This window comes from Allobosea sp. AAP35 (assembly GCF_001295925.1).
Classification (GTDB): domain Bacteria; phylum Pseudomonadota; class Alphaproteobacteria; order Rhizobiales; family Beijerinckiaceae; genus Allobosea.
In genome coordinates this window covers 83,717-106,422 of sequence record NZ_LJHQ01000024.1, presented here as the reverse complement: position 1 = coordinate 106,422, position 22,706 = coordinate 83,717, and the positions used below count along the sequence as shown (strand labels likewise).

Below are 22,706 nucleotides of genomic sequence, written 5' to 3'. Positions count from 1 at the left end.
TACCTGTCAATCGAACAAGAGATGGCCCTTTCCAATGGAACTGGAAAGACATCGCAGCGCCAGTGAGCGCTGTTTATTGTCATCTCGTCGTTTGCTTTCTTCTGCTCGCTGGCACGGCAGGCTCGCAGCCTCGCGACGTCACAGGATCGGCAAGGCTCGTTTGTCATGAGCAGCCTGGTGACGTCGCCTCGGCTGATGGGGACCCTTCTGGGTCGCGGGATCGGCTTCTTTCTGCTTTGGCTCGTCCTGATCGGCACGGCGCCCAAGGACATGCCGGTCGGCCTTGTCGCAGGGGTGGCGGCGGCATGGGCCAGCATCCCGCTCTGGCCAATCGATGGACGGCTGTCGCTGACGGGGCTCCTGCGCTTCATCCTGCGCTTCCTGCCGCAGGCGGTGGTGGCGGGGGTGGATGTCGCCCGGCGCGCCTTTGCCCGCGACATCGTCATGAAGCCCGGTCTCGTGACCTATCGGGCGAGCCTGCGGCCCGGTCTGGCGCAGAGCGCGCTCTGCGCGGTGATGAGCCTTCAGCCGGGCAAGCTGCCCGTGTCCTGCGCGACCAGCGGCGACATGCTGGTGCATTGCCTCGACAGCGACGCAGCCGTCACGGCCGAGCTTGCGGCCGACGAGGCGGCGTTCCTGCGCATCCTGCCGGGAGTGCGCGCTGGTGGCTGAGAGCCTGACCCTCATTGCCCTCTTCGTTCTGCTGGTCGGCGCGGCTGGGCTCGCGATCGTGCTGCGCTCGGAGATCGCGATCGAAAAACTGATGGCGGTGCAGCTGCTCGGAACGGGCGGCGGCGCGACGCTGCTCCTGCTCGGCGCGGCCACCGCGCAGCCGGCGCTCGCCGATGTCGCCTTGTTGCTGGTCCTGCTGTCGGCGTTCTCCTGTGCCGCGTTCACGCTGGGGGAGGGTGAACCAAACGACGGGATCGCGAAACCGGACGAGCCGTCGTGATGGGGCTGGCGGACGCGTTCACTCTGGTCTGCGCCGTTGCCGGCGCCATCCTGTTCCTGGCGGGAACACTCGGGCTGCTGCGCTTTCCCGATACGCTCAGCCGCCTGCATGCGCTGAGCAAGGCCGACAGTCTGGGGCTTGGCCTGATCGTGCTCGGACTGCTGCCGCAGCAGGCGAGCCTGATGGGCGGGGTCAAGCTCATCTGCATCTGGCTTCTGGCGCAGCTCTCGGCCGCCACCGCGAGCCAGCTGATCGCCGGCATCGCCGCGCGCCGGAAGCCGCAGGCATGAGCCTTTTCTGGTCCATCAGCCTTCTCTTCGACATCGCGCTGGTCGCGGGGCTGATCGCGCTGGCGCTGCATGTCGTCGTGACCCGCGATGGCCGCGGCGCGATCCTCGCCTTCATCGCGTTTGGCCTGCTGCTCGGCATCGGCTGGGCGCGGCTGGCCTCGGTCGATGTCGCGCTGACCGAGGCCGCGATCGGCGGCGGGTTGACCGGCATGCTGCTGCTGCGGGCGCATGCCCATCTGGCCCGCCATGCCGCGCCCCCGCCTCCGGTTGCGCCCGAGCCACGGCGCTGGCTCGTCCCGGCGATCGCCTGCGGCCTCGTCACTCTGGCCCTGACGGCGGTCGTGCTCGCCTTTCCCCAACCGGCGCCGAGCCTCGCGCATCAGGCGGTCGCGTCGCTGGAGACGACGGGGCTCGGCAATCCGGTCACCGCCGTGCTGCTGGCCTATCGCGCCATCGACACGCTGCTGGAGAAGATTGTGCTGATCCTCGCCTTGGTCGGCGTCTGGTCGCTGAGCCGCGACGCCGCCTGGGGCGGGGCCTCGCAACTTCAGCCGGCCGTAGTGCCGGAGCCGCTGGTCTTTCTGGCGCGGGTGCTGCCCCCCTTCGGCGTGCTGATCGCGGTCTATGAGGTCTGGGTCGGCGCGGATCTCCCGGGCGGGACCTTCCAGGCCGGCACCATCCTGGCCGCGATGGCGCTGCTCGTCATGCTGGCGGGGCTGCGCCCCGCGCCACCGACGCAGGCGCGAGCGCTGCGGGTGATGCTCGCGGGCGGGCCGGCGCTGTTCGTTCTGGTCGGCTTCCTTGGCGTCGCGGTCGCGCAAGGGTTCCTGTCCTATCCGGAGGCCATCGCCAAGCCGCTGATCGTCGGCATCGAGGCGGCGTTGACGCTCTCGATCGCCGGTACGCTGGCCCTTCTCGTCGCCGGCCCGCCGGACAGGGCACCCGAACCATGAGCGCGATGGCCCTGACATCCGCATCTCTTTTTGGCCTGTGCGGCGCCGCGCTGGTCGGCATCGGCTTGTTCTGCATCGTCAGCCATCCCGATCTGCTGCGCCGGATCATCGGTTTCAACATCCTGGGCGCCGGCATCTTCCTCGTTTTCGGGGCAGTGGCGCGCCGCGGCGCAGCGATGGAGCTCGGCGGCGATCCGGTGCCGCAGGCCATGGTGATCACCGGCATCGTCGTTGCCTTCGCGGCGACCGCGCTGGCGATCGCGCTGCTGCGGCGGCTGGCCTCGCTGACGGGAAGCGCCACGTTCGAGGCGCCCGCCGCGCCGCCACGGAGCGAACCGTGACGCCGACCTATGCCGCGACATCGGGTGGCCTGCTGCTGGTGTTGGCCGTCATGCTGCCGGCGGCGGCGGCGCTGGCGATGCTGGTTCTGGGCCCGCGCCACACCCGCCGGGTGGCGCTGATTGCCCTGGCGCTCGGCCTCGTCGTCGCACTCGCGACCGGCCTCCAGCTGGTCCGCAGCGGCACGGCCCTGATCTACGTTATCGGCAACTGGCAGCCGCCGCTCGGCATCGCGCTGCGCGCCGATGGGCTGTCGGTGATGATGCTGGCGGTCACCGCCGTCGTCATGGCGGCGACGGGGCTGTTCGCGCGCGAACTCTTCGGGCTCGACCTCGCGACGAGCGACGGCCGCCTGGCGACGAGCTTCTGGATTTTGCTGATGGGGCTGTGGAGCGGGCTCAACCTCGTCTTCGTCTCGCAGGATTTGTTCAACCTCTATGTCGCGCTCGAACTCCTGACCTTCGCCGCCGTGCCGCTGGTCTGCCTGGACGGGCGCGGCGAGACGATGGCCGCAGCGCTGCGCTATCTGATGTTCGCGCTGCTCGGCTCGATGTTCTATCTGCTCGGCGCGGGGCTCCTCTACGGCGCCTATGGGACGCTCGACATCCGTCTGATTGCGAGTGCCGGCCAGCACGGCCCGGCGATGGCCATCGCGCTGGCGTTGATGATCCCCGGTCTGCTTGCCAAGGCGGCGCTGTTTCCGCTGCATCTGTGGCTGCCGCCGGCTCATGCCGGCGCGCCGGCCGCCGCCAGCGCGGTCCTCTCGGCGCTGGTGATCAAGGCGCCGGTGTTCCTGATCCTGCGGCTCGTCGTCGACATCGCCCCGCCGGGCGCGGCCGCCGTCGCCGGGCAGGTGCTGGCGGTGCTCGGCGCGGCGTCGATCCTGTTCTGCAGCGTCATGGCGCTGCGGCAGGAACGGCTGAAGCTGATGATCGCCTATTCGACCGTGGCGCAGATCGGCTATCTCTTCATCGTCTTTCCGCTGGCGGGCGTCGGCGACGGAACCGCCCCCTGGGGCACGATCGCCTGGACCGGCGGAGCGCTGCAGCTCACCTCGCATGCGCTCGCCAAGGCGGCGATGTTCATGGCGGCGGGCATCGTTGCGGAAGCGATCGGGCATGACCGCATCCGCGATCTCGGCGGCTTCGGCCGCGTGTTGCCGCTGACTGCCACAACCTTCGGGCTGGCGGGGCTGTCGCTGATGGGCATTCCACCGAGTGGCGGCTTCATCGCGAAATGCCTGCTCCTGACGGCCGCCGCCATCGGCGGGCATCTCTGGCTCGCCCTTACGATCCTGGCCGGCGGGCTTCTTGCGGGCGGCTATGTCTTTCGCGTCATGGACCGGGCTCTCGCTACACCGGCGCAGCCGCTGCTGCTGCGCAAGCCGATCCCGCTGAGGCTCGAGCTCATCCCGCTGGTTCTGGCAGTGCTGGCGGTGGGGCTCGGCTTCCTGCCGCTCGCGCCTTTCGGCCTGTTGCAGATCGGGCGGCCCGACATCGCCCTGGTGTCGCCATGAGCGCCGCCGGGCTGCTGCTGGCCGCTGCGCTGCTGGTGCCGCTGGCGCTGGCGGCTGGCTGTCTCTCCCGCGCGTTCCAGGCGCGGGTGCCGGGGCTGCTCTGGCTTGCACCTATGCCCGCCCTTTTGGCGGCCTGGTGGCTGCCGGCTGGCACAAGCGTCTCCTTCCCCGTGCCGTTCCGGATGACGCTGGCGCTCGACCAGACCGGCGCGATCCTGCTCGGCGGGGCGGCGCTGCTCTGGGGCGCGGCAGGGGCCTATGCCGCCTCCTATCTGCGCGGCAAGCCGGGGCTGACGGGGTTCTGCGTCTGGTGGCCGCTGACGCTGGCGGGCAGCCTCGGCGTCCTCATCGTCGCCGATATCGCCGGCTTCTACCTGCTGTTCACGCTGGCGAGCCTCTCGGCCTATGGTCTCGTCGCGCATGAGCAGACCCCAGCCGCCAAGCGCGCCGGCCTCGTCTACATGGTGCTCGCGCTGCTGGGCGAGGCCTTCCTGCTGTTTGCCTTCGTCATGCTGGCAGCAGGACAGCCCGATCCCAACCCGCTGATCCGCGATGCGGTGGCGGCGCTGCCGGGCTCGCCGATGAAGGACGGCATCGTGGCGTTGCTGATCCTGGGCTTCGCGCTCAAGATGGGGCTGATCCCGCTGCATGTCTGGCTGCCGCTCGCCCACCCGGCCGCGCCGATGCCGGCCTCGGCGGTGCTCAGCGGCGTGCTGGTGAAGGCCGGCGTGATCGGGCTGATCCGCTTCCTGCCCTTCGAGGCCGCATTGCCGGCCTGGGGCGGGCTACTTGGCACGGTCGGCATTCTGACCGCCTTTGGCGGCGCGGCGCTCGGCGTGATGCAGCAGCGGCCCAAGACGATCCTGGCCTATTCGACCGTCAGCCAGATGGGTCTGGTCGCCGCGATCCTCGGTGCAGGGCTGGCAGCGGGCGACCCCTCGGCACCGGGACTGGCGGCCTATTACGGCCTGCATCACACGCTGGTCAAAGGCGGGCTGTTTCTGGCGGTCGGCATCGCCCTCGCCTGCGGCGGGGCGCATCGGCGCCCGGTACTGCTGATCACCGGGCTACTGGCGCTGAGTCTTGCCGGCCTGCCCCTGACCAGCGGCGCGCTCGCCAAGCTCGCGGTCAAGCCGATGCTGGGTTACGGCCTGCTCAGCATCGCCGTTTCGCTCGCGGCCGCCGGCAGCACGATGCTGATGCTGCATTTCATCGCCGTGATCGCGCGCGAGACGGCGGACAACCCGGGCGCGAGCGCCCCGCCGGCCGAAACCCTGCCGTTCCTGATCGTCGCTGCCGCCTCACTCGTTATTCCCTGGTGGCTATACCCGACCCTGTCGGGCGATGCGCTCGCCAGCGCCTGGAGCCTTGCCTCTCTCTGGAAGCTCGTCTGGCCGATGATGCTGGGGGTCGTGATCTTCATGGGTGCGGGTCGCTTCGCGGGTCTGGCGGGACGCGTGCCGGAGGGCGACATCCTGGTGCTGGCGGAGCGGCAGGCCCCGCGCCTCGCCCGCATGCCAGCCGCGATCGAGCGGCTCGATTCGCGCCTGCGGCTCTGGTCTGCGGCCGGGCTCGTGCTTCTTGGCCTCGTCATCTGGCTTGGCGGCGGCTTCCTGCTGGCGGCATAGATGAAGACCGGCAGCCTGGACCCCCGAAGCAAAGCCCTGGACGCGCGCCCGTGAACGCCATCGAAAGCACAGCCCTCGTCGTCGCGGTGACGATCGCCTTCTTCGCCTGGAACCGGCTGCCGGTGGTGGTGGTGGCGATCGGCGCGGCCCTGTCGCTCTGGGCGCTAGGCGTCGTCACGCTGGAGCAGGCGCTGGCGGGGTTCGGCGACCGCGCAGTGATGTTCGTCGCCAGCCTGTTCATCGTCAGCGCCGCGCTGGACAAGACCGGCGTCACCGCCTGGGCCGGGCAGATCCTGATCGCCAAAGCCGGCGAGAGCAAGAACCGCCTGCTCGTGATCATCATGGCCGCAGCCGGGGCGCTGACCGCGCTGATCAGCGGCGGCGGCGCGGTCGCGGCGCTGATGCCGGTCGTGGTCCTGGCGGCGATCCGGCTGCGGCAATCGCCGACGCTGCTCCTGATGCCGCTCGCCTTCTCGGCCCATGCTGGCGCCAACATTCTCCTGACCGGCGCGCCCAAGAACATCCTCGTTTCCGAGGCGCTGGAGGACAATGGCCTCACCGGTTTCGGCTTCGCGGAATTCGCGCTCGTCGGCCTGCCATTGCTCGCGGGCACGATGCTGATCATCCTGCTCCTGGGCAAGCGCCTGCTGCCGGCGCAAGGCAATGCGAGGCTGCCGGCTGATTTCAGCCAGCATGCGCAGACCCTGGTCGAGCATTACGGCCTCACCGACGGCTTCTTCCATCTGCGCGTGCGGGCGAGCTCGGATCTGGTCGGTCTGGGTTCCGCGGAGCTGGACCTGTCCCGCCATGGCAGGGTCGAGCTCGTTTCCGCCCTGGATGGCGCATCGGGCCGGCCGCGCGGCGTGGAGGCTGTTCAAGAGGGTGATTATCTGCTGGTCAGGGGCGAGGGCGAGGCCATCGCCCGTCTTTGCGCGGAACGGCATCTCGCACCGCGCGACGAGGCCGATGACGGCGCCGCTGCCGGGGCGCTGCTGAACCAGCGCACCGGCCTCGCCGAGGTCGTGATCCCGCCGCGCTCGAAGCTGATCGGGCAGGCCATGCATCCCGGCATGACCACCGAAAGCGGCGATCTGATCGTGCTGGCGGTGCAGCGCGCGGGCGTCGATCTTGATATCGAATCGCCGACCCTGCGGGCCGGCGACACGATCCTGCTGAAAGGAAGCTGGCGCGCGCTCGATCTGAGGCTGGCCGACCCGGACGTGCTGGTCGTCAACTCACCCGACCTCGTCCGCCGCCAGGCGGTGCCGATGGGCGCAGGCGCCGGCGTCGCGCTGGCTGCGCTCGGCGCACTCGTCCTGCTGCTGGCGACAGGCTTCGTGCCGCCCGCGGTCGCCGCGCTCATCTGCGCGCTGGCGCTGATCGGCGCCGGCATCCTCTCGGTCGAGGAGGCCTATCGCGCGATCCACTGGACCACGATCATCCTGATCGGAGCGATGATGCCGCTCTCGATCGCAATGGTGCAGTCAGGCGCGGCCGATCTCGTCGCGCGCCAGCTCGTGGCGCTGACCGGCGGCGGCGGGCCGACGGTCTTCCTCGCCGGCCTGTTCCTGCTCACCGCCTGCCTCGGCCAGATCATGAGCAACACGGCCACCACCATGCTGGTGATCCCGATCGCGATGGCGGCCGCCGCCAGCCTGGGCGTCTCGCCCCGACCGATCCTGATGAGCCTGTGCATCGCCGGCTCGGCCTCCTTCATGACGCCGATCGCGACCTCGACGAACCTGATGGTCATGGGCCCCGGCGGCTACGCCTTCGGCGATTACTGGAAGCTCGGCCTGCCGCTGATGATCTGGTTCTTCGTGATGGCGGTGTTCTACGTGCCGCTGATCTGGCGGTTCTGACAGTCTTCGGAGCCTGCTGCTGCGCCTTGTCCTCCGCCGCGACGGAACCCTCCGGCGGCCCGAGCCGCTTCGTCGATCGCGGCGATGTTTGTTATATCGGTGTCGATGCGGGTAGGTTGCGCGGAGCGTTCGTCATGACATCTTCCGCCAATAGGCATGGGTTGGCATGTCTGTACACAAGCGCAACGGACCAAGCGTCGAGGCTTGCGGTTCGAACGAGAAAACCCGCCGCTTTTTTGCGACGGGTTGGTTTTGATACGGTTGCGGGGGCCTAACCAGCCATAGGTCTCGACCGCCGCCTGAGCGACATATGCGACGATTCTAGTTAAGCCACTCTCACTTCCGGATCCTGGAATTCATGCAGGCCAAGCGAATCCGCATCGCCGTCGACATCGGTGGAACGTTCACAGACCTCGAATACCTCAACGAAGCCAGCGGCGAGACGCAAAGCTTCAAATCGGCGACGACGCCCGACGATCCGTCGCTGGGTCTGATGAACGCCATCAAAGGCGCTGCTGCACGCTTCGGCTTCGCCTTGTCGGATGTCTCCTTGCTGATGCATGGCACGACGATCGCGACCAATGCGGTGTTGACCCGCAACCTGCCCGAGGGCGCGCTGATCACCACGGCCGGCTTCGAGGACGTGCTGGAGATCGGCCGGCACGCCCGCAAGGAGATCTACCGCCTCAAGCCGGAACCCCAATCCGTGCTCGTGCCGCGCCGGCGACGTTTCGGCGTGGTCGAGCGCATCGGGCCGGGCGGCGAGGTGCTGACCACGCTCGACGAGGCCAGCGTCGAGGCGGCGATCGACAAGGTCGCCGCTTCGGGCGCGAGCGTCTGCGCTGTCGCGCTCCTCAACGGCTTCACCAACCCTGCCCATGAAATCGCAATCGCCAAGCGGTTGCAGGCACGCCTGCCGAATCTGGCGGTCTCCTGCTCGCATGAGGTCTCGCCCGAGATCCGCGAATTCGAGCGGACCTCGACGACGGTGCTCAACGCGCTGCTGATCCCGGTGGTGCGGCGCTATATCGACGCGCTGCTGGCGCGCATCGCGGCAGAGGGGCTGACGGCGCCGCTCTATCTCGTGCAGTCCAATGGCGGGGCGACCACGCCGCACGCGGCCGGCGAGGCGCCGGTCAAACTCCTGCTCTCGGGGCCGTCGGGCGGCGTGCTCGCGGCCGAGGGCGTCGCCCGTGAGCTCGGATTCCCCCATGTCGTCGGCGTCGATATGGGCGGCACGAGCTATGACGTCGCGGTCATCCGCGAGGGAAGGCGGGCCGTCGTCGCGCAGGGCGACATTGACGGCCTGCCGGTACGCGTGCCGATGGTCGACATGCGCACGATCGGCGCCGGCGGTGGCTCGATCGCCTCGCTCGACGCATCCGGGCGCCTCCAGGTCGGCCCGCGCAGCGCCGGCGCGAGGCCCGGCCCGGTCTGCTATGGCCGCGGCGGCACCGAGCCGACCGTCACCGACGTCAATCTGATCCTGGGGCGGCTCGACCCCCTCACCTTCCTCGGCGGCGAATTCGCGCTGGATCTCGACGGGGCCCGCCAGGCGCTGGATACCCGCATTGCCGGCCCGCTCGGTCTCGACCGCGATCGGGCGGCTTCCGGTATCCTTGCCGTGGTCGTTGCCAAGCTTGCCGGTGCGATCAAGCTCTCGCTGTTCGAGCGCGGGCTCGATCCGCGCGATTTCGCGCTGATGTCCTTCGGCGGGGCCGGTGGGCTTCATGCCGTCGAGGTCGCCGAGGAGCTCGGCATGACGACGGTGATCTTCCCGAAGGATCCCTCGACCTTCTCGGCCCATGGCATCCTGCAATCCGACATCGTCCATGATCTCGCCCGCACCCGCGTCCTGCCGCTGAAAGCCGGCGCGGGTCCGGCCTTCGCGGCGCTCGCCGAGGAACTGCTGCGCGAGGGCGAGGCTCTGCTGGCGGCGGACGGCCTGCCCGCCGCGCAAAGGCGCCTCGAGCTCGCCGCCGATCTGCGCTATCGCGGCCAGGCCTTCGAATTGCTGGTGCCGCTGGAGGACGTTCCGCGCGACGATGCGGCGCTCGCCGCGCTTTGCGCGCGCTTTCATGACGCGCACCGGCAGCGCTTTTCCTTCGACGATCCCGAGGAGACGGTCGAACTGGTGACGATGCGGCTGGCGGCGGTCGGCTTGCTGGGCGGCATGGCGACCGCAAGCGCGCCGCAGGCCGGCGAGGCGGGCACCGCGCGCGAACGCCAGGTCCATCTCGGCGGCGCCTGGACGCAAGCCCCGGTGCACGAGCAGGGCAGGCTCGGCGCCGGCGCTGTCGTCGACGGCCCCGCCATCATCGAGCAAGCCTACACCACGCTGATCATTCCCGCCGGCTGGCGGGTCGTCGTCCGCCCCTCGGGCGATCTCGTCGCGACCCGGGAGACGCTGTCATGAGCCAGATCGATAGCAAAGTCGCAGGCAAGGTCGATCACAAGGTCGATCCGGTCCTCCTCGAAATCGTCTCGCATGCGCTGGTCTCGGCTGCGGAGGAGATGTCGATCACGGTCTGGCGCACCAGCCGCTCGACCACGGTGCGCGAGCTGCTCGACTATTCAACGGCGGTTTTCGACGGAGAGGGCCGCAATATCGCCCAGGCGGCACGCATGCCGGTCCATCTCAACTCGATGGAACTCTGCCTGCAGGAGATCATCGCCCGCCATCTGCCGCTGGAGCGCTGGAAGGAGGGCGATGTCGTCGTCACCAACGATCCCTATTGCGGCGGCCAGCATCTGCCCGATTTCCTCGCCTTCAAGCCGGTCTTCATCGAGGGCCGGCGCATCGCCATCACCTGTGTCCTGATCCACCATGTCGATGTCGGCGGCGGCGCGGCGGGCGGCTACAACGCCCATGCGGTCGAGATCTTCCAGGAGGGCCTGCGGCTGCCGCCAGTGAAGATCGTCCGCGAAGGTGAGATGCAGGACGATCTCTTCGCCACGATCCTGCAGAATGTCCGTGAGCCCGAGACCTTCCGCGGCGATTTCCTCAGCCAGATCGCGGCACTCGAGGTCGGCGCCAGGGCGATGCGGCAGCTCGCGGCGCGCTATGGCGTCGAGACGTTGCGCGACGTCGGAGAAGCCCTGCTCGACCATTCCGAGACGGCGATGCGCGCCGCGCTCTCCGCACTGCCCGATGGCGTCTACCAGGCGGAGGATTTCGTCGACGGCGACGGCATGGAGGCGGGGCAGAAGCGCATCGCGGTGACCCTGACGATCGCGGGCGATCGCCTCACGGTCGATTTCGCGGGGTCCTCGCCCCAGGCACGCGGGCCGATCAATGCGACGATGGCGACGACCCGCTCAGCGGTCTATTACGCCGTGATCGCGGCGTCGGGCATCGAGGCGACCGCCAATTCCGGCTGCTACCGGCCGATCACCGTCCGCGCGCCCGATGGGCTCCTCGTCAGCGCCCAGTTTCCCGCGCCGGTCTCGATGCGGATGCTGACCGGCCACCGGATAGCCACCGCGGTGCTGAAGGCCTTGGCGGAGGCGATCCCCGAGCGCATTCCCGCCTCCTATTACGGCGTGACCTTCAACCACGCGGTCAATATCCGCCATGCCGACGGGCGCCGGCAGGTCTATTTCGACGCCGAGATCGGCGGCTGGGGTGGCCATCCGGAGGCCGATGGCCCCTCTGGCCTCTCGGCCGGCTTCCACAACGGCCAGAACACGCCGATCGAAATGATCGAGGCGATCTTCCCGCTGCGCTTCACCCATTACGGCTTCCTGCCCGGCTCGAGCGGCGCGGGTAAGATGCGCGGTGGCTTGGGGCTGGTGCGCGAATGGCGCTTCATCGCCGAGCACGGCCTGCTCAACGCTTCCTTCGACGCCTTCGCCTCGCGGCCTTACGGGCTGGCCGGCGGCGAGCCCGGACGCGGCGGCCGCCTGAGCCTGATCCGCGACGGCAATGAGACCGCATTGCCCGCCAAGACGATCGGCTGCGTGCTGCAGGCCGGCGACATCATCCGCATGGAGACGCCCGGCGGCGGCGGCCATGGCGACCCCGGCAAGCGCGACCCCGCGGCAACCGCCGCCGACAAGGCCGATGGCTACGTCACATGAGCGGTGCGGCATCGCGCTGGCGGGACTATTGCATCAGGACCCTGACGCGTGGTCACATGCGAAGACGAGGCGCAGCGGGCGCCTGGAGACCGGCCTTGATGATGACGACCCCCCGCCCGCGCGCCCCGGCGCGTCGATGAGCGACATTTCCCGCCTTCTGCCCGACGAGCCGCTGCCGCAGCGCATCTCGCGCATCCTGGCCTGGATCGCCGGCGCGGTCGTGCTCTTCGGCTGCAGCCTGCTCATCACCATCGACGTGATCACGCGCTTCCTGTTCCAGCGCGGCATGGTCGAGAGCTTCGAGATCTCAGGCTATGCGCTGGCGGCCTGCATCGGGCTGGGGCTGGCCTTCACCGTCACCTCCAAGGCCAATATCCGCGTCGACATCCTGCTCGGCGCCCTGCCCGATAAGCTCCGCATCGTCTGCGACATCCTCGCCTCACTGGCGCTAGCCCTGATCGCCGTGGCGCTGGCCTGGTTCGCCTGGGGCACGCTTTCGCAATCCTGGGCTCTGAACGCCAAATCAGTGTCGCAACTGCAGACGCCGATGGTGATCCCGCAGGGGATCTGGTGCGTCGGGCTGGTGTGGTTTGCCTGCATGGCTGTGCTGATCCCGATCCAGGCGATCGCCCGGCTGATCGCGCATGATCGTCCCGGTTTCGACGCGCTGATCGGCTCGCTGCGGGTGACCGAGGAGATCGAGCAGTCCGGCGTCGAGAACCCGGCCGTCGGCGGGAAGGGTACGCCATGATCGGCACCGCGGTCTCGCTGCTCGTCGTGCTGGTGGGGCTGAGCATCCCCGTCGCCGCCGCGCTCGCCCTGATGGCCTATGTGCTGCAGGCGAACTACGCCTTTTTCCCGATGACCGGCGCCGTCGGCGAACTGGCCTGGAACTCCTCGAACGACTTCATCCTGATCGCCGCGCCGATGTTCATCATGATGGGCGAACTCATGCACCGCTCGGGGATGAGCGAGCGGCTGTTCACAGCGCTCTCGCCCTGGTTCGCCCGCGTGCCCGGAAGGCTGATCCACACCAACATCGCCGCCAGCGCTATCTTTGCTGCGACCTCCGGTTCGTCGGTGGCAACTGCGGCCACGATCGGCACTGTCGCGATCCCCAACATGGACAAGGGCGGCTACAACCGGCCCCTCTTCCTGGGCTCGATCGCGGCCGGCGGTACGCTCGGCATCCTGATCCCGCCCTCGATCAACATGATCATCTATGCCGTGCTGACCGACACCTCGGTCGCCGATCTCTATGCTGCGGGTTTCATCCCGGGCTTCATGCTGGCGGCGCTGTTTTCCGCGATCGTGCTGGGCCTGGCGCTGTACCGGCCGGACTGGGCGGGCCCCAAGGTCGACACCGACGATCTCTGGCGCCAGCGCGTCGCTGGCCTGCGCCATCTGATCCCGCCGCTGGGGCTGTTCCTTGTTGTCGTCGGCTCGATCTATGCAGGTGTCGCGACGCCGACCGAGGCTGCGGCGCTGGGTTTGATGGCAACGCTGCTTTTGGTCGCGGCCAACCGGCAGCTCACCCTGCCGGTCTTGCTGCGCGCCTTCGAGGGCACCGTGCGCACGACCTGCATGGTCATGCTGATCGTGATTGCCGCCTTCTTCCTCAACTTCGTCATGGTCTCGATCGGTCTGGTCAAGGCGATCACCGATGTCGTGCTTTCGCTCGGCTGGCCGCCGCTGGGCATGCTGCTGGCGATCGTGGTGTTCTACCTGATCCTCGGCTGCTTCATGGAGACGCTGTCGATGATGATCGCGACGACGCCGGTCGTGCTGCCGGTCATCACCGCGCTCGGCTACAGCCCGGTCTGGTGGGGCATCATCTTCGTCATCCTGATGGAGGCGGCGCTGATCACGCCCCCGGTCGGCCTCAACCTCTACGTGGTGCAGGCCGTGCGCGGAAAAGGCAATTTCGCCGATCTGTGCCTGGGCGCCATGCCCTTCGTATTCGCGATGCTGGTGATGATCGCCCTGCTGATCGCCTTCCCGCAACTCGCGCTCTGGCTGCCGACCGTTCTCAATCCCAAAGCCGGCGGCTGACACCGCCTCACCCCACCCCATAGAGGAGAAGACTGCGATGAAACATCTGGTTCCGATAGCTGCCCTCGCCACCACGCTTCTCTGCGGCGCCGCCCAGGCCCAGGGCCTGCCGCCAACCAGCTTCAACGCGGTCGGCAGCATCGGCAATCTGTCGATGTATACCAGCCGCGAGGTGCCGTTCTGGAACGAGACGGTTCCCAAGGAATCGGGCGGGGCGATCAAGGTTCAGGTCAAGCCCTTCACAGAACTCGGCTTCAAGGGCCCCGAAATCTTCCGCCTCGTCTCGGCCGGCACGCTCCAGTTCGCCACCACCGTGCTGAACTACAACTCCGGTGAGGTCCCGATGAACGAGGCGACCGATCTTGTCGGCCTCGTCGGCTCGGTCGAGGAGTTGCAGAAGGTCGTCGACGTCTTCCGCCCGACCTATGCCAAGTTCCTCGAGGAGAAGCACGGCCTCAAGCTATTGGGCTTTGGCACCTATCAGGCGCAGGTGATCTATTGCCGCGACGCCTTCACCAAGGTCTCCGACCTGAAGGGCCGCAAGGTCCGGGCGTCCGGCGCCTCGCAGCAGGCCTTCGTCAGCCATATCGGCGGCTCGCCGATCAATCTCGCCTTCGCCGAGGTCCAGCCGGCGCTCGCCAGCGGCGTGATCGACTGCGCCATCACCGGCGCGCTCTCGGGCTACAAATCGAAATGGCACGAGGCGGCGAAGTTCATCTCGCCGATGCCGATCAATTTCGGCCTCTCGGCGCAGCTCGCCAATCTGAAATGGTGGAACACGCTCGATCCGAAGGTTCAGGCTTTCCTTGCCACCAATCTGCGCAAGCTGGAGGATTCGATCTTCGACCAGGCCAAGACCGAGACCCAGACCGGGCTCGACTGCAACACCGGCAAGGCCTGCAGTGAAGGCCCCCCGGCGGCGATGAAGCTGGTTCCGGTGACGCCAGAGGACGAGGCGCTGCGCAAGGACGCGCTGACCAAGGTCATCCTGCCCGCCTTCGCCGGTCGCTGCGGCCCCGACTGCGTGACCACCTGGAACGGCACCATCGGCGCCTTTCTCAAGGTCAAGATCTGATCGCAAAGTTCCAGTGCTAGCAGTGATCCTAATCGGCATTGTCAGTGGCCCGCTCCTTAGCGAAAACCGGGCCAAGACAGCCTTTGCCGCAGCGCCTTGCTCCTTTCGGCTTTCGAAGCCGAATCTCACTGCGGGATAACGAGTACCCCTTCCGGGCCTTCAGCAATCGCCCGGAAGGGGTCTCGATGGGTGCGGCCAGGGACTTGGCACGATCGAGCCGAGCCCTGCCGGAGTGTCGCCGCGAGGAGGGCGATCATTCGGCGCTTCGGCCGGAAGGACATCAAGCACGAAGGCGGCATCTGGGCGATCAACTTCCCGCAGATAAAGGCCGGCTCGTCCTGAAGACGTAACTCCATGCTGAGCTTACGCCCGGCTCCATACCTCTAAAACAACGATCGACAGCATCCTGCCCGCCGGTCCGAAGGATTTTTTCATCTGACCGCCTCCTTCGCTTGGCGATCGCATTTTGCACGCCGGAATGCTTCAGCGCGATCTCGCTTATTTGCCGGACCACGTCCTCGGTCAGGTCGAGCGTGGCGGCGTTGACGTTGTCGCTACCTTTTATCCAGGCGGAGTTCGTTGCCCGCGGTTGCAAAGCCGTCCAGGCTGGTGGAGCAGCATGCGTCAGCCCGCCGAACAGCGCTGATGAGAATGCCGATCTGTCGAGGCAATCTATTCGTCGGGCGGCGTGGCACGGTTCATGAATATCCTCGACTGAAGCCGAGAATCCCGCGCGAATGGTGCCCAATCTAAGGATCCTGATTGTCGACGCCAACGAGGTTCGCGCTGCGATCATCGAGGAGGGATTGCGCGAGGCCGGCTATTGGGAGTTCGTGCGCGTCTCCGCAACGATGGGGCTCGTCGCCGCAATCGAGCAGCACGACCCGGACGTCGTCGTCATCGATCTCGAAGATCCAAGCCGCGACGCCCTCGCCGACATGTTCCTGGTTAGTCGCCATATCAAACGACCGATTACGATGTTCGTCGATCAATCGGATTCGGCCTCGATCGAGGCGGCGGTTGAGGCCGGCGTCTCCGCCTACATCGTTGACGGGCTGAAGAAGGAGCGCATGCAGCCGATCCTGCAGACCTGCATCAGCCGCTTCAACGCCTTCAAAAAGCTGCGCGAGGAACTCGACGAGGCGCGCTCCCAGCTTGAGGAGCGCAAGCTCGTCGACCGGGCCAAGGGCATCGTCATGCGCATGAAGAACCTGTCGGAGGACGAGGCCTATGCCCTGTTGCGGCGCACCGCGATGAACGAAAAGCGCAAGCTGGTCGAGATCGCGCGCTCGATCATCACGGCCGCGGAGGTGTTCAAGTGACCCTGCATCTGCGTGTCGGCTTCATGCCCCTGGTCGATTGCGCGCTGATCGTGCTGGCCAAGGACGAGGGCTTCGCCGAGGCCGAGGGGCTCAACCTCGAACTGGTCCGCGAGGTTTCCTGGTCGAACCTGCGCGACAAGCTCAATGTCCGCCTGTTCGACGCGGCCCACATGCTGGGGCCGGCCGCCATCGCCGCGACGCTCGGCGTCGGCGGCGTCAAGGCGCCCATGGCGGTGCCGCTGGCGCTAAATCTGGATGGGGCGGCGATCACCGTCTCGGTGCGCCGCTTTGAGGAACTGTCGCGGCTGGCCGAGGGTGACATGAGCGACACCGTCGTCTCCTCCCGGGCGCTGGCGGCAATGGTGGCACGGCGCAAGGCGTCGGGGCTTCCGCCGCTGACCTTCGCCGCCGTCTTCGGCTTTTCCAGCCATACCTATCTGCTCTGCGAGTGGCTCGCCAAGGCAGGGCTGAAGCTTGGCGCGGATATCCGCTTCGAGGTCGTGCCGCCGCCACAGACGGTCGAGGCCCTGACCAGCGGGCGGGTGGATGGCTTCTGCGCCGGTGCGCCCTGGAACGCGGCGGCCGTCTCCGTCGGCGTCGGTGCCATGGTTCACACGAGCACAGATATCAGACGCGATTGCCCCGACAAGGTGCTGGCCTGGCAGGCTGACGATCTCGAACGTCGTCCCGCCGCGGTTCGCAAGCTGACGGCTGCGATCCTGCGCGCAAGCGATTGGGCCTGTGATCCGGCCAACATTTCGCGCTTCGCCAAACATCTTTCAGCACCCGACCGGCTGGCCCTGCCGGTCGAGATCCTGGAGCCGGTGCTGCGCTTCAATCTGCTCCAGGGCGCCGGCCGGCCGCCGCGACAGGTCGAGCGCTTCATCCGTTTCGACCGCGCGGCACTGCGCCCGCAGCCCGACCATGCCGACTGGATCCTCGGCGGCATGGAGAGCGCCGGACAGATCCACAGGACCCCCGAGATGACGGAACAGGCTCGGGCGGTTTTTCGTCCGGCCTATTTTCCAGGCAGCGACGCCTGAACCCTGTCGTTGCCCCTAAACTGTGCAGATGCCTTCGAATGATGCGGTGCGGGAGCAGGTTTGCATGGCCGCCCTGCCTCGGCCTCATGCGCTAACCGACTGTAATTCCAGTCGGCACATACACGCGCTCCGTTTGGCACGATCCTTGTAAAGCTTGCCTCAACGCGGCCAACGCTGCCCGCGTCATCCTCCGAACCGGAATGCACAGCAACGCCGCTGTCGAAACGTGCCTCAGGGCGCATTTCGCGCGGCGTTTTTCGTGTTCGGCGGCTGACGGGCTTTCCTTCCCAACAGGCCTTCCTTCCCCATACCGAGAGGCGATCGATGACCAAGACAGTCGAGACCAGGCCGAAAGCCAACGCCACCCAAGTCGGTCGCCGCCAGTTGCTCCAGCTTTCGGGCGCAGCCGCCCTGCTCAGCGCAGCCAGGCTCGCCTTGCCATCGGGCGCCTTCGCCCAGTCGGGCGGTCCCGAGGTCAAGGGCACGCGGCTGGGATATATCGCGCTGACCGATGCCGCCCCGCTGATCATCGCCAAGGAAAAGGGGCTCTACGCCAAATACGGCCTGCCCGACATGGACATCGCCAAGCAGGCGAGCTGGGGCGCGACGCGCGACAACATGGCGCTTGGCTTCAAGTCCAACGGCATCGATGGCGGCCACATCCTGCGCCCCAAGGCGCATCTCTATTCGACCGGCAAGGTCATGCAGAACGGCCAGCCGCTGCCGATGTACACGCTGCTCAACCTCAATGAGGACGGCCAGGCGATCTCGGTTTCGAACGAGTACAAGGACCTGAACGTCCAGAAGGATTCCTCGCCGCTGAAGCAGGCCTTCGAGCGCAAGAAGGCGGCCGGCAAGGAGCTCACCGCCGCGATGACCTTCCCTGGCGGCACCCATGATCTCTGGATCCGCTACTGGCTCGCCGCCGGCGGCATCGACCCCGACACCGACATCAAGGTCATCACCGTGCCGCCGCCGCAGATGGTGGCGAACATGAAGGTCGGCACGATGGATTGCTTCTGCGTCGGCGAGCCCTGGAACGAGCAACTCGTCAACCAGAACATCGGCTACACCGCGCTCACCACCGGCGAACTCTGGTCGCGCCATCCCGAGAAGATCCTGGGCATGCGCGCCGATTTCGTCGACGCCAATCCGAAGGCGACGCAGGCCATCCTGATGGCGGTGATGGAAGCCCAGCAATGGGCCGACAAGAAGGAGAACCGCCAGGAACTCTCCGAGATCGTCGGCAAGCGCCAGTGGTTCAACGTCCCCGTCAACGACATCAACAAGCGCCTGCTCGGCGACATCAATTACGGCAATGGCCGCGAGGTGAAGGGCACCAATCTCCAGATGAAGTTCTGGGGCGAGGGCGGATCGACCTCCTATCCCTGGAAGAGCCTCGACACCTGGTTCGTCACCGAGAACATCCGCTGGGGCAAGTTCGAGCCGACAATCGACATCAAGGCGCTGGTCGACAAGACCAACCGCGCCGATCTCTGGCGCGAGGCGGCCAAGACGCTGGGCGTCGCCGGTGCTCCGACGGCCGACACGCGCGGCGTCGAGACCTTCTTCGACGGCGTGAAGTTCGATCCCGCCGCGCCGCTCGACTACCTCAAGGCCCTCAAGATCAAGCGGGTCGCCTGATCGATGGCCGAGCCCCTGATCATCGTCGGGAAGGGCATGGCGGCGACGCGGCTGGTTGACGAACTCAGCCAGCGGGCGCTCGGACGCTATTCCATCGCGGTGATCGGGGCGGAAGGCCGCCTGGCTTATAACCGGGTGCTGCTCTCGCCCCTGCTGGCGGGCGAGATCGAAGAGGCGGAGATCGAGCTGAAGCCTGCGGCCTGGTGGCAGGGACGTGGCGTCTCGACGTTCTATGGCCGCTGCGTCCGCGAGATCGACCGCGCGGGCAAGACCGTCACGCTGGAAGGCGGTCTGACCCTCCCCTATGGCAAGCTCGTCCTGGCGACGGGCTCGACACCGCTGAAGCCGCCCTTCCCGGGCGGCGACCTGCCCGGCGTCGCGACCTTCCGCGATACGGCCGATGTCGGGATGATGCGGGCTTACGCCGAGCGCGGGGCGCGCATCGTCGTCATCGGTGGTGGGCTGCTCGGCCTCGAGGCGGCCTACGGCCTGTCGCGGGCCGGCGGAAAAGTGACGCTGCTGCATCTGGTCGACCGGCTGATGGAGCGCCAGCTCGACGCTGAGGGCGCGGCCCTGTTGGCCTCGGCGATCAGGGCGCGCGGCATCCAGGTGCGCCTCAACGCCGCGACCAAAGGTTTCGTCGGGACCGACAAGGTTGAGGGCGTCGAACTGGCTGATGGGGCGATCATTCCCGCCGATCTTGTCGTGATCGCCATCGGCGTGCGGCCCAATGTCGATCTCGCCCGGGCGGCGGGCATCGCGGTGAACCGCGGCATCATCGTCGATGACGGCATGGTCAGCGACGACGACAGCATTTTCGCCATCGGCGAATGCGCCGAGCATCGCGGCAGCGTCTACGGCCTGGTCGAGCCGGCCTATGAGCAGGCGCGCGTGCTGGCGACGCGGCTGTCGGACAAGCCAGCCGCCTATGAGGGCTCGTTGCTGGCGACCAATCTCAAGGTCAGCGGCGTCGGTGTCTTCTCGGCGGGCGAATTCGAAGCCGGCGAAGGCGCGGAAACCGTCGTCCTGCGCGACCGCGTCAGTGGCATCTACCGCAAATTCGTGCTGCGCGAGGGCAGGCTCGCAGGCTGCGTGCTCGTCGGCGATACGCAAGGCGCGCTGTTCTATCTCGGCCTGATCCGCTCGGGTCAGGACATCTCCGCCATCCGCGCCGACCTGCCCTTCGGCGAGCCCTACTGCATCGGGAGGGCCGCCTGACATGCGCGGCGATGCAAGCCTGCCCGGTCCCGGCATGCCCGACGGTGCGATCCGCACGACCTGCCCCTATTGCGGCGTCGGCTGCGGCGTCCTTGCGACACCCGATGGCCGGGGCGGGGCTGCAATCGCGGGCGATCCGGCGCATTCGGCCAATCTCGGCCGGCTCTGCTCCAAGGGCTCGGCGCTGGGCGAGACGCTGGGGCTGGGCTCGCGCGTGCTCCATCCGCTGCGCCGCAATGCGACCGGCGGCTATGACCGGGTGAGCTGGGATTTCGCGCTCGACGCGCTGGCAGACGGCCTGCGGACGATCATCGCAAAAGATGGTCCCGAGGCGGTCGCGTTCTATCTCTCGGGCCAGCTTCTGACCGAGGACTACTACGTCGCCAACAAGCTGATGAAGGGCTTCATCGGCTCGCCCCATGTCGACACCAATTCGCGGCTCTGCATGTCCTCGACGGTTGCCGGCCACAAGCGCGTGCTCGGCTCCGACACCGTGCCTGGCAATTACGAGGATCTCGATTGCGCCGATCTGATCGTGCTTGTCGGCTCCAACACGGCCTGGTGCCATCCGGTCCTGTTCCGCCGCATGCAGCAAAACCGGACGCAGCGCGGCGCGCGCATCGTCGTCATCGACCCGCGCGTCACCGCCACCGCCGAAGATGCCGACATGGTTCTGGCGATCAAGCCCGGCTCTGATTCGGTGCTGTTCGCCGGCCTGCTGCTGCATCTCGCGGCGAACGGTCTCACCGACGCGACCTATCTCGCCCATCATGTCTCCGGCTACGAGACGGCGCTGGAGAATGCCCGCCAGATCGCCCCGACGATCGCAAGCGTGTCCGAGCGCACAGGTCTGCAGCCGGTCGAGATCGCAGCCTTCTACGACTTGTGGGGTGCGACGCCGGCCGTGATTACGGCCTGGAGCCAAGGCGTCAACCAGTCGGCCCAAGGCACCGACAAGGTCGCCGCCATCCTGCATTGCCATCTCGCCACCGGCCGCATCGGCCGACCGGGCGGTGGCCCGTTCTCCCTGACCGGCCAGCCCAATGCCATGGGCGGACGCGAGGTTGGCGGCCTCGCCAATATGCTTGCCGCCCATATGGGCTATTCGCCTGTCGAGATCGACCGCGTCGGTCGCTTCTGGCACGCGCCCAAGATGGCGCAGGCCGAGGGGTTGAAGGCCGTGGCGATGATGGAGGCGGTCGCACAACGCACCATCAAGGCGCTCTGGGTGATGGCGACTAACCCGGCCGTCTCGCTGCCGCATGCCGATCAGGTCAGGGCTGCGCTCAGCGGGCTCGATTTCTTCGTCGTGTCGGAGAATGTGCTCTCCAACGACACGCTCTCGGCCAAGCCGCATCTGATCCTGCCCGCCGCCGCCTGGGGCGAGAAGGACGGCACGGTCACCAATTCCGAGCGCCGCATCTCGCGCCAGCGCGCTTTCCTGCCTCTGCCGGGCGAAGTGAAGCCGGATTGGTGGATCATCTGCGAGGTCGCCAGGCGCCTCGGCTTCGGCGCAGCCTTCACCTATGCCGGTCCCGACGAGATCTATGCAGAGCACGCCGCGCTCTCAGCCTTCGAGAATGATGGCACCCGCGATTTCGACATCGGCGCCCATGAGAGCCTGTCGAAGCGAGCCTATGACGCGCTGAAGCCGGTTCAATGGCCGGTGCCGGCGGGACAGCCGCTCGGCACGGCGCGGCTCTTCGCGCAGGGCGGGTTCTTCACGGCGGATGGCCGCGCCAGGATGGTGCCGCTTGCGGTCCCGGCGCTGGCGGCTGCGACGAGCGAGGCCTTGCCGCTGCTGCTCAACACCGGCCGCATCCGCGATCACTGGCACACGATGACGCGCACCGGCCTCAGCCCTCGCCTGAGCGCCCACGCCTCCGAACCATGCGTCCATGTCCATCCGGCGGATGCGACGCGCTTCGGCCTCGCAGAGGGCGGCTTCGCTCGTATCGCCAATCCGTTTGGCGCGGTCGTTCTCAAGGTCGCGCTCGACCCGGGCCTTCAGGTAGGCTCGATCTTCGCGCCGATCCACTGGTCCGCCGAAACAGCCTCACATGCCCGCATCGGCGCAGCGGTTCAGCCGGCCTGCGATCCGTTTTCCGGTCAGCCCGAGATGAAGGCGACACCGTCTTCGGTCGCCCCCGTGGCCTTCGCCTCGCAGGGCTTCGTTTTGTCGCGCGGGGGCTTTGCCCTACCCGATGGAAGCTGGTGGGCCAAGCTCGCGGTGGAGGGCGGCGAGGGCCGTCTCTTCGCCACCGACGCCACGCCTATGGAGCTGATGGAGAGCATCCGCGCCGCTTTCGGCGAGGACGGCCTGACCGAAATGATCGACCTCGAAGGCGGCGTCTATCGCTGTGCCGTCCTCCGCGATGGCCGGCTAGAAGCCGCGCTCTTCGTCGCGCCCTTCGGCTACGCGCCGCTCTGGGACACCGTCAAGCGCGCTTTCGCCGATACGGCCGCCCTGCCGGAGAACCGGCTGGCGCTGCTGGCCGGCCGCAGCCTCGATGGCTCAGCCGATCCCGGCCCCACGGTCTGCGCCTGTTTCGGCGTCGGGCTGAACGCGATCCGGGCCGCCTTCGCCGGTGGCGCGGCGACGCCCGAGGAGATCGGCGCGCAGCTCAAGGCGGGCACCAATTGCGGGTCCTGTCTTCCCGAAATCCGACGGATCGGCGCGCAGCCGCCTGCGACGGTGGCGGCATGACCGCATTCGAATACATCAACCGAAG

19 protein-coding genes are annotated in these 22,706 nt (G+C 67.6%); 18 read left to right on the top strand and 1 reads right to left on the bottom strand.

Annotated features, from left to right (window positions below):
• Nucleotides 1-165: 165 nt before the first annotated feature.
• From IP69_RS10370 to IP69_RS10310, 13 genes are all read left to right on the top strand, one after another.
• Nucleotides 166-672, top strand: a complete 507-nt coding sequence (locus IP69_RS10370; RefSeq protein WP_082359208.1) for a Na+/H+ antiporter subunit E — start codon at nt 166-168, stop codon at nt 670-672.
• Nucleotides 665-952 (top strand): monovalent cation/H+ antiporter complex subunit F, encoded by a 288-nt coding sequence (locus IP69_RS10365; protein ID WP_054142747.1) that lies wholly within the window; start codon nt 665-667, stop codon nt 950-952. Before IP69_RS10370 ends, IP69_RS10365 begins: the two co-directional genes overlap by 8 nt.
• Nucleotides 952-1,242, top strand: a complete 291-nt coding sequence (locus IP69_RS10360; protein ID WP_054142746.1) for a monovalent cation/H(+) antiporter subunit G — start codon at nt 952-954, stop codon at nt 1,240-1,242. Before IP69_RS10365 ends, IP69_RS10360 begins: the two co-directional genes overlap by 1 nt.
• A complete protein-coding gene (locus tag IP69_RS10355; RefSeq protein ID WP_054142745.1) occupies nt 1,239-2,195 on the top strand; it encodes a hydrogenase subunit MbhD domain-containing protein in 957 nt (318 codons plus the stop codon). Before IP69_RS10360 ends, IP69_RS10355 begins: the two co-directional genes overlap by 4 nt.
• Nucleotides 2,192-2,536, top strand: a complete 345-nt coding sequence (locus IP69_RS10350; protein ID WP_248306790.1) for an NADH-quinone oxidoreductase subunit K — start codon at nt 2,192-2,194, stop codon at nt 2,534-2,536. Before IP69_RS10355 ends, IP69_RS10350 begins: the two co-directional genes overlap by 4 nt.
• On the top strand, nt 2,533-4,050 hold the full coding sequence (locus IP69_RS10345) for a proton-conducting transporter membrane subunit (RefSeq protein ID WP_248306789.1): 1,518 nt from the start codon (nt 2,533-2,535) through the stop codon (nt 4,048-4,050). The genes IP69_RS10350 and IP69_RS10345 overlap by 4 nt, the downstream gene beginning before the upstream one ends.
• Nucleotides 4,047-5,678: a complex I subunit 5 family protein gene (locus IP69_RS10340; RefSeq protein WP_054142744.1), complete on the top strand. Its 1,632-nt coding sequence runs from the start codon at nt 4,047-4,049 to the stop codon at nt 5,676-5,678. Before IP69_RS10345 ends, IP69_RS10340 begins: the two co-directional genes overlap by 4 nt.
• Before the next feature lie 50 nt (nt 5,679-5,728).
• Entirely contained in the window at nt 5,729-7,540 is a 1,812-nt protein-coding gene (locus IP69_RS10335) for an SLC13 family permease (protein WP_054142743.1), read from the top strand.
• Nucleotides 7,541-7,898: 358 nt separating this feature from the next.
• Nucleotides 7,899-9,956, top strand: coding sequence for a hydantoinase/oxoprolinase family protein (locus IP69_RS10330; protein ID WP_054142742.1), 2,058 nt, complete (start codon nt 7,899-7,901; stop codon nt 9,954-9,956).
• Nucleotides 9,953-11,620, top strand: coding sequence for a hydantoinase B/oxoprolinase family protein (locus tag IP69_RS10325; RefSeq protein WP_054142741.1), 1,668 nt, complete (start codon nt 9,953-9,955; stop codon nt 11,618-11,620). The genes IP69_RS10330 and IP69_RS10325 overlap by 4 nt, the downstream gene beginning before the upstream one ends.
• A 136-nt stretch (nt 11,621-11,756) precedes the next feature.
• A complete protein-coding gene (locus IP69_RS10320; RefSeq protein WP_054142740.1) occupies nt 11,757-12,371 on the top strand; it encodes a TRAP transporter small permease in 615 nt (204 codons plus the stop codon).
• Nucleotides 12,368-13,672, top strand: coding sequence for a TRAP transporter large permease (locus IP69_RS10315; protein WP_054142739.1), 1,305 nt, complete (start codon nt 12,368-12,370; stop codon nt 13,670-13,672). The genes IP69_RS10320 and IP69_RS10315 overlap by 4 nt, the downstream gene beginning before the upstream one ends.
• A 37-nt stretch (nt 13,673-13,709) precedes the next feature.
• Entirely contained in the window at nt 13,710-14,747 is a 1,038-nt protein-coding gene (locus IP69_RS10310) for a TRAP transporter substrate-binding protein (RefSeq protein ID WP_054142738.1), read from the top strand.
• 307 nt (nt 14,748-15,054) lie between these two features.
• On the opposite strand, the gene IP69_RS21820 is transcribed toward IP69_RS10310, so the two are convergent.
• Nucleotides 15,055-15,495 carry a hypothetical protein gene (locus tag IP69_RS21820; protein WP_156323385.1) on the bottom strand — a complete coding sequence of 147 codons (441 nt, stop codon included), beginning with the start codon at nt 15,493-15,495 and terminating at the stop codon, nt 15,055-15,057.
• Here IP69_RS21820 and IP69_RS10300 point away from each other — a divergent pair.
• From IP69_RS10300 to IP69_RS10280, 5 genes are all read left to right on the top strand, one after another.
• Nucleotides 15,485-16,069 (top strand): ANTAR domain-containing protein, encoded by a 585-nt coding sequence (locus IP69_RS10300; RefSeq protein WP_054142736.1) that lies wholly within the window; start codon nt 15,485-15,487, stop codon nt 16,067-16,069. The two genes, IP69_RS21820 and IP69_RS10300, sit on opposite strands and share 11 nt — an antisense overlap.
• Complete coding sequence (locus IP69_RS10295; protein ID WP_054142735.1) at nt 16,066-17,112, top strand: CmpA/NrtA family ABC transporter substrate-binding protein; 1,047 nt, start codon at nt 16,066-16,068, stop codon at nt 17,110-17,112. The genes IP69_RS10300 and IP69_RS10295 overlap by 4 nt, the downstream gene beginning before the upstream one ends.
• Before the next feature lie 324 nt (nt 17,113-17,436).
• Nucleotides 17,437-18,756, top strand: coding sequence for a CmpA/NrtA family ABC transporter substrate-binding protein (locus IP69_RS10290; protein ID WP_054142734.1), 1,320 nt, complete (start codon nt 17,437-17,439; stop codon nt 18,754-18,756).
• A gap of 3 nt (nt 18,757-18,759) precedes the next feature.
• Nucleotides 18,760-19,974, top strand: coding sequence for an FAD-dependent oxidoreductase (locus IP69_RS10285; RefSeq protein WP_054142733.1), 1,215 nt, complete (start codon nt 18,760-18,762; stop codon nt 19,972-19,974).
• Between the two features lies 1 nt (nt 19,975).
• The gene (locus IP69_RS10280) at nt 19,976-22,681 is read left to right on the top strand and encodes a nitrate reductase (RefSeq protein ID WP_248306788.1); all 2,706 of its coding nucleotides are present in this window, start codon (nt 19,976-19,978) and stop codon (nt 22,679-22,681) included.
• Nucleotides 22,682-22,706 lie beyond the last annotated feature (25 nt).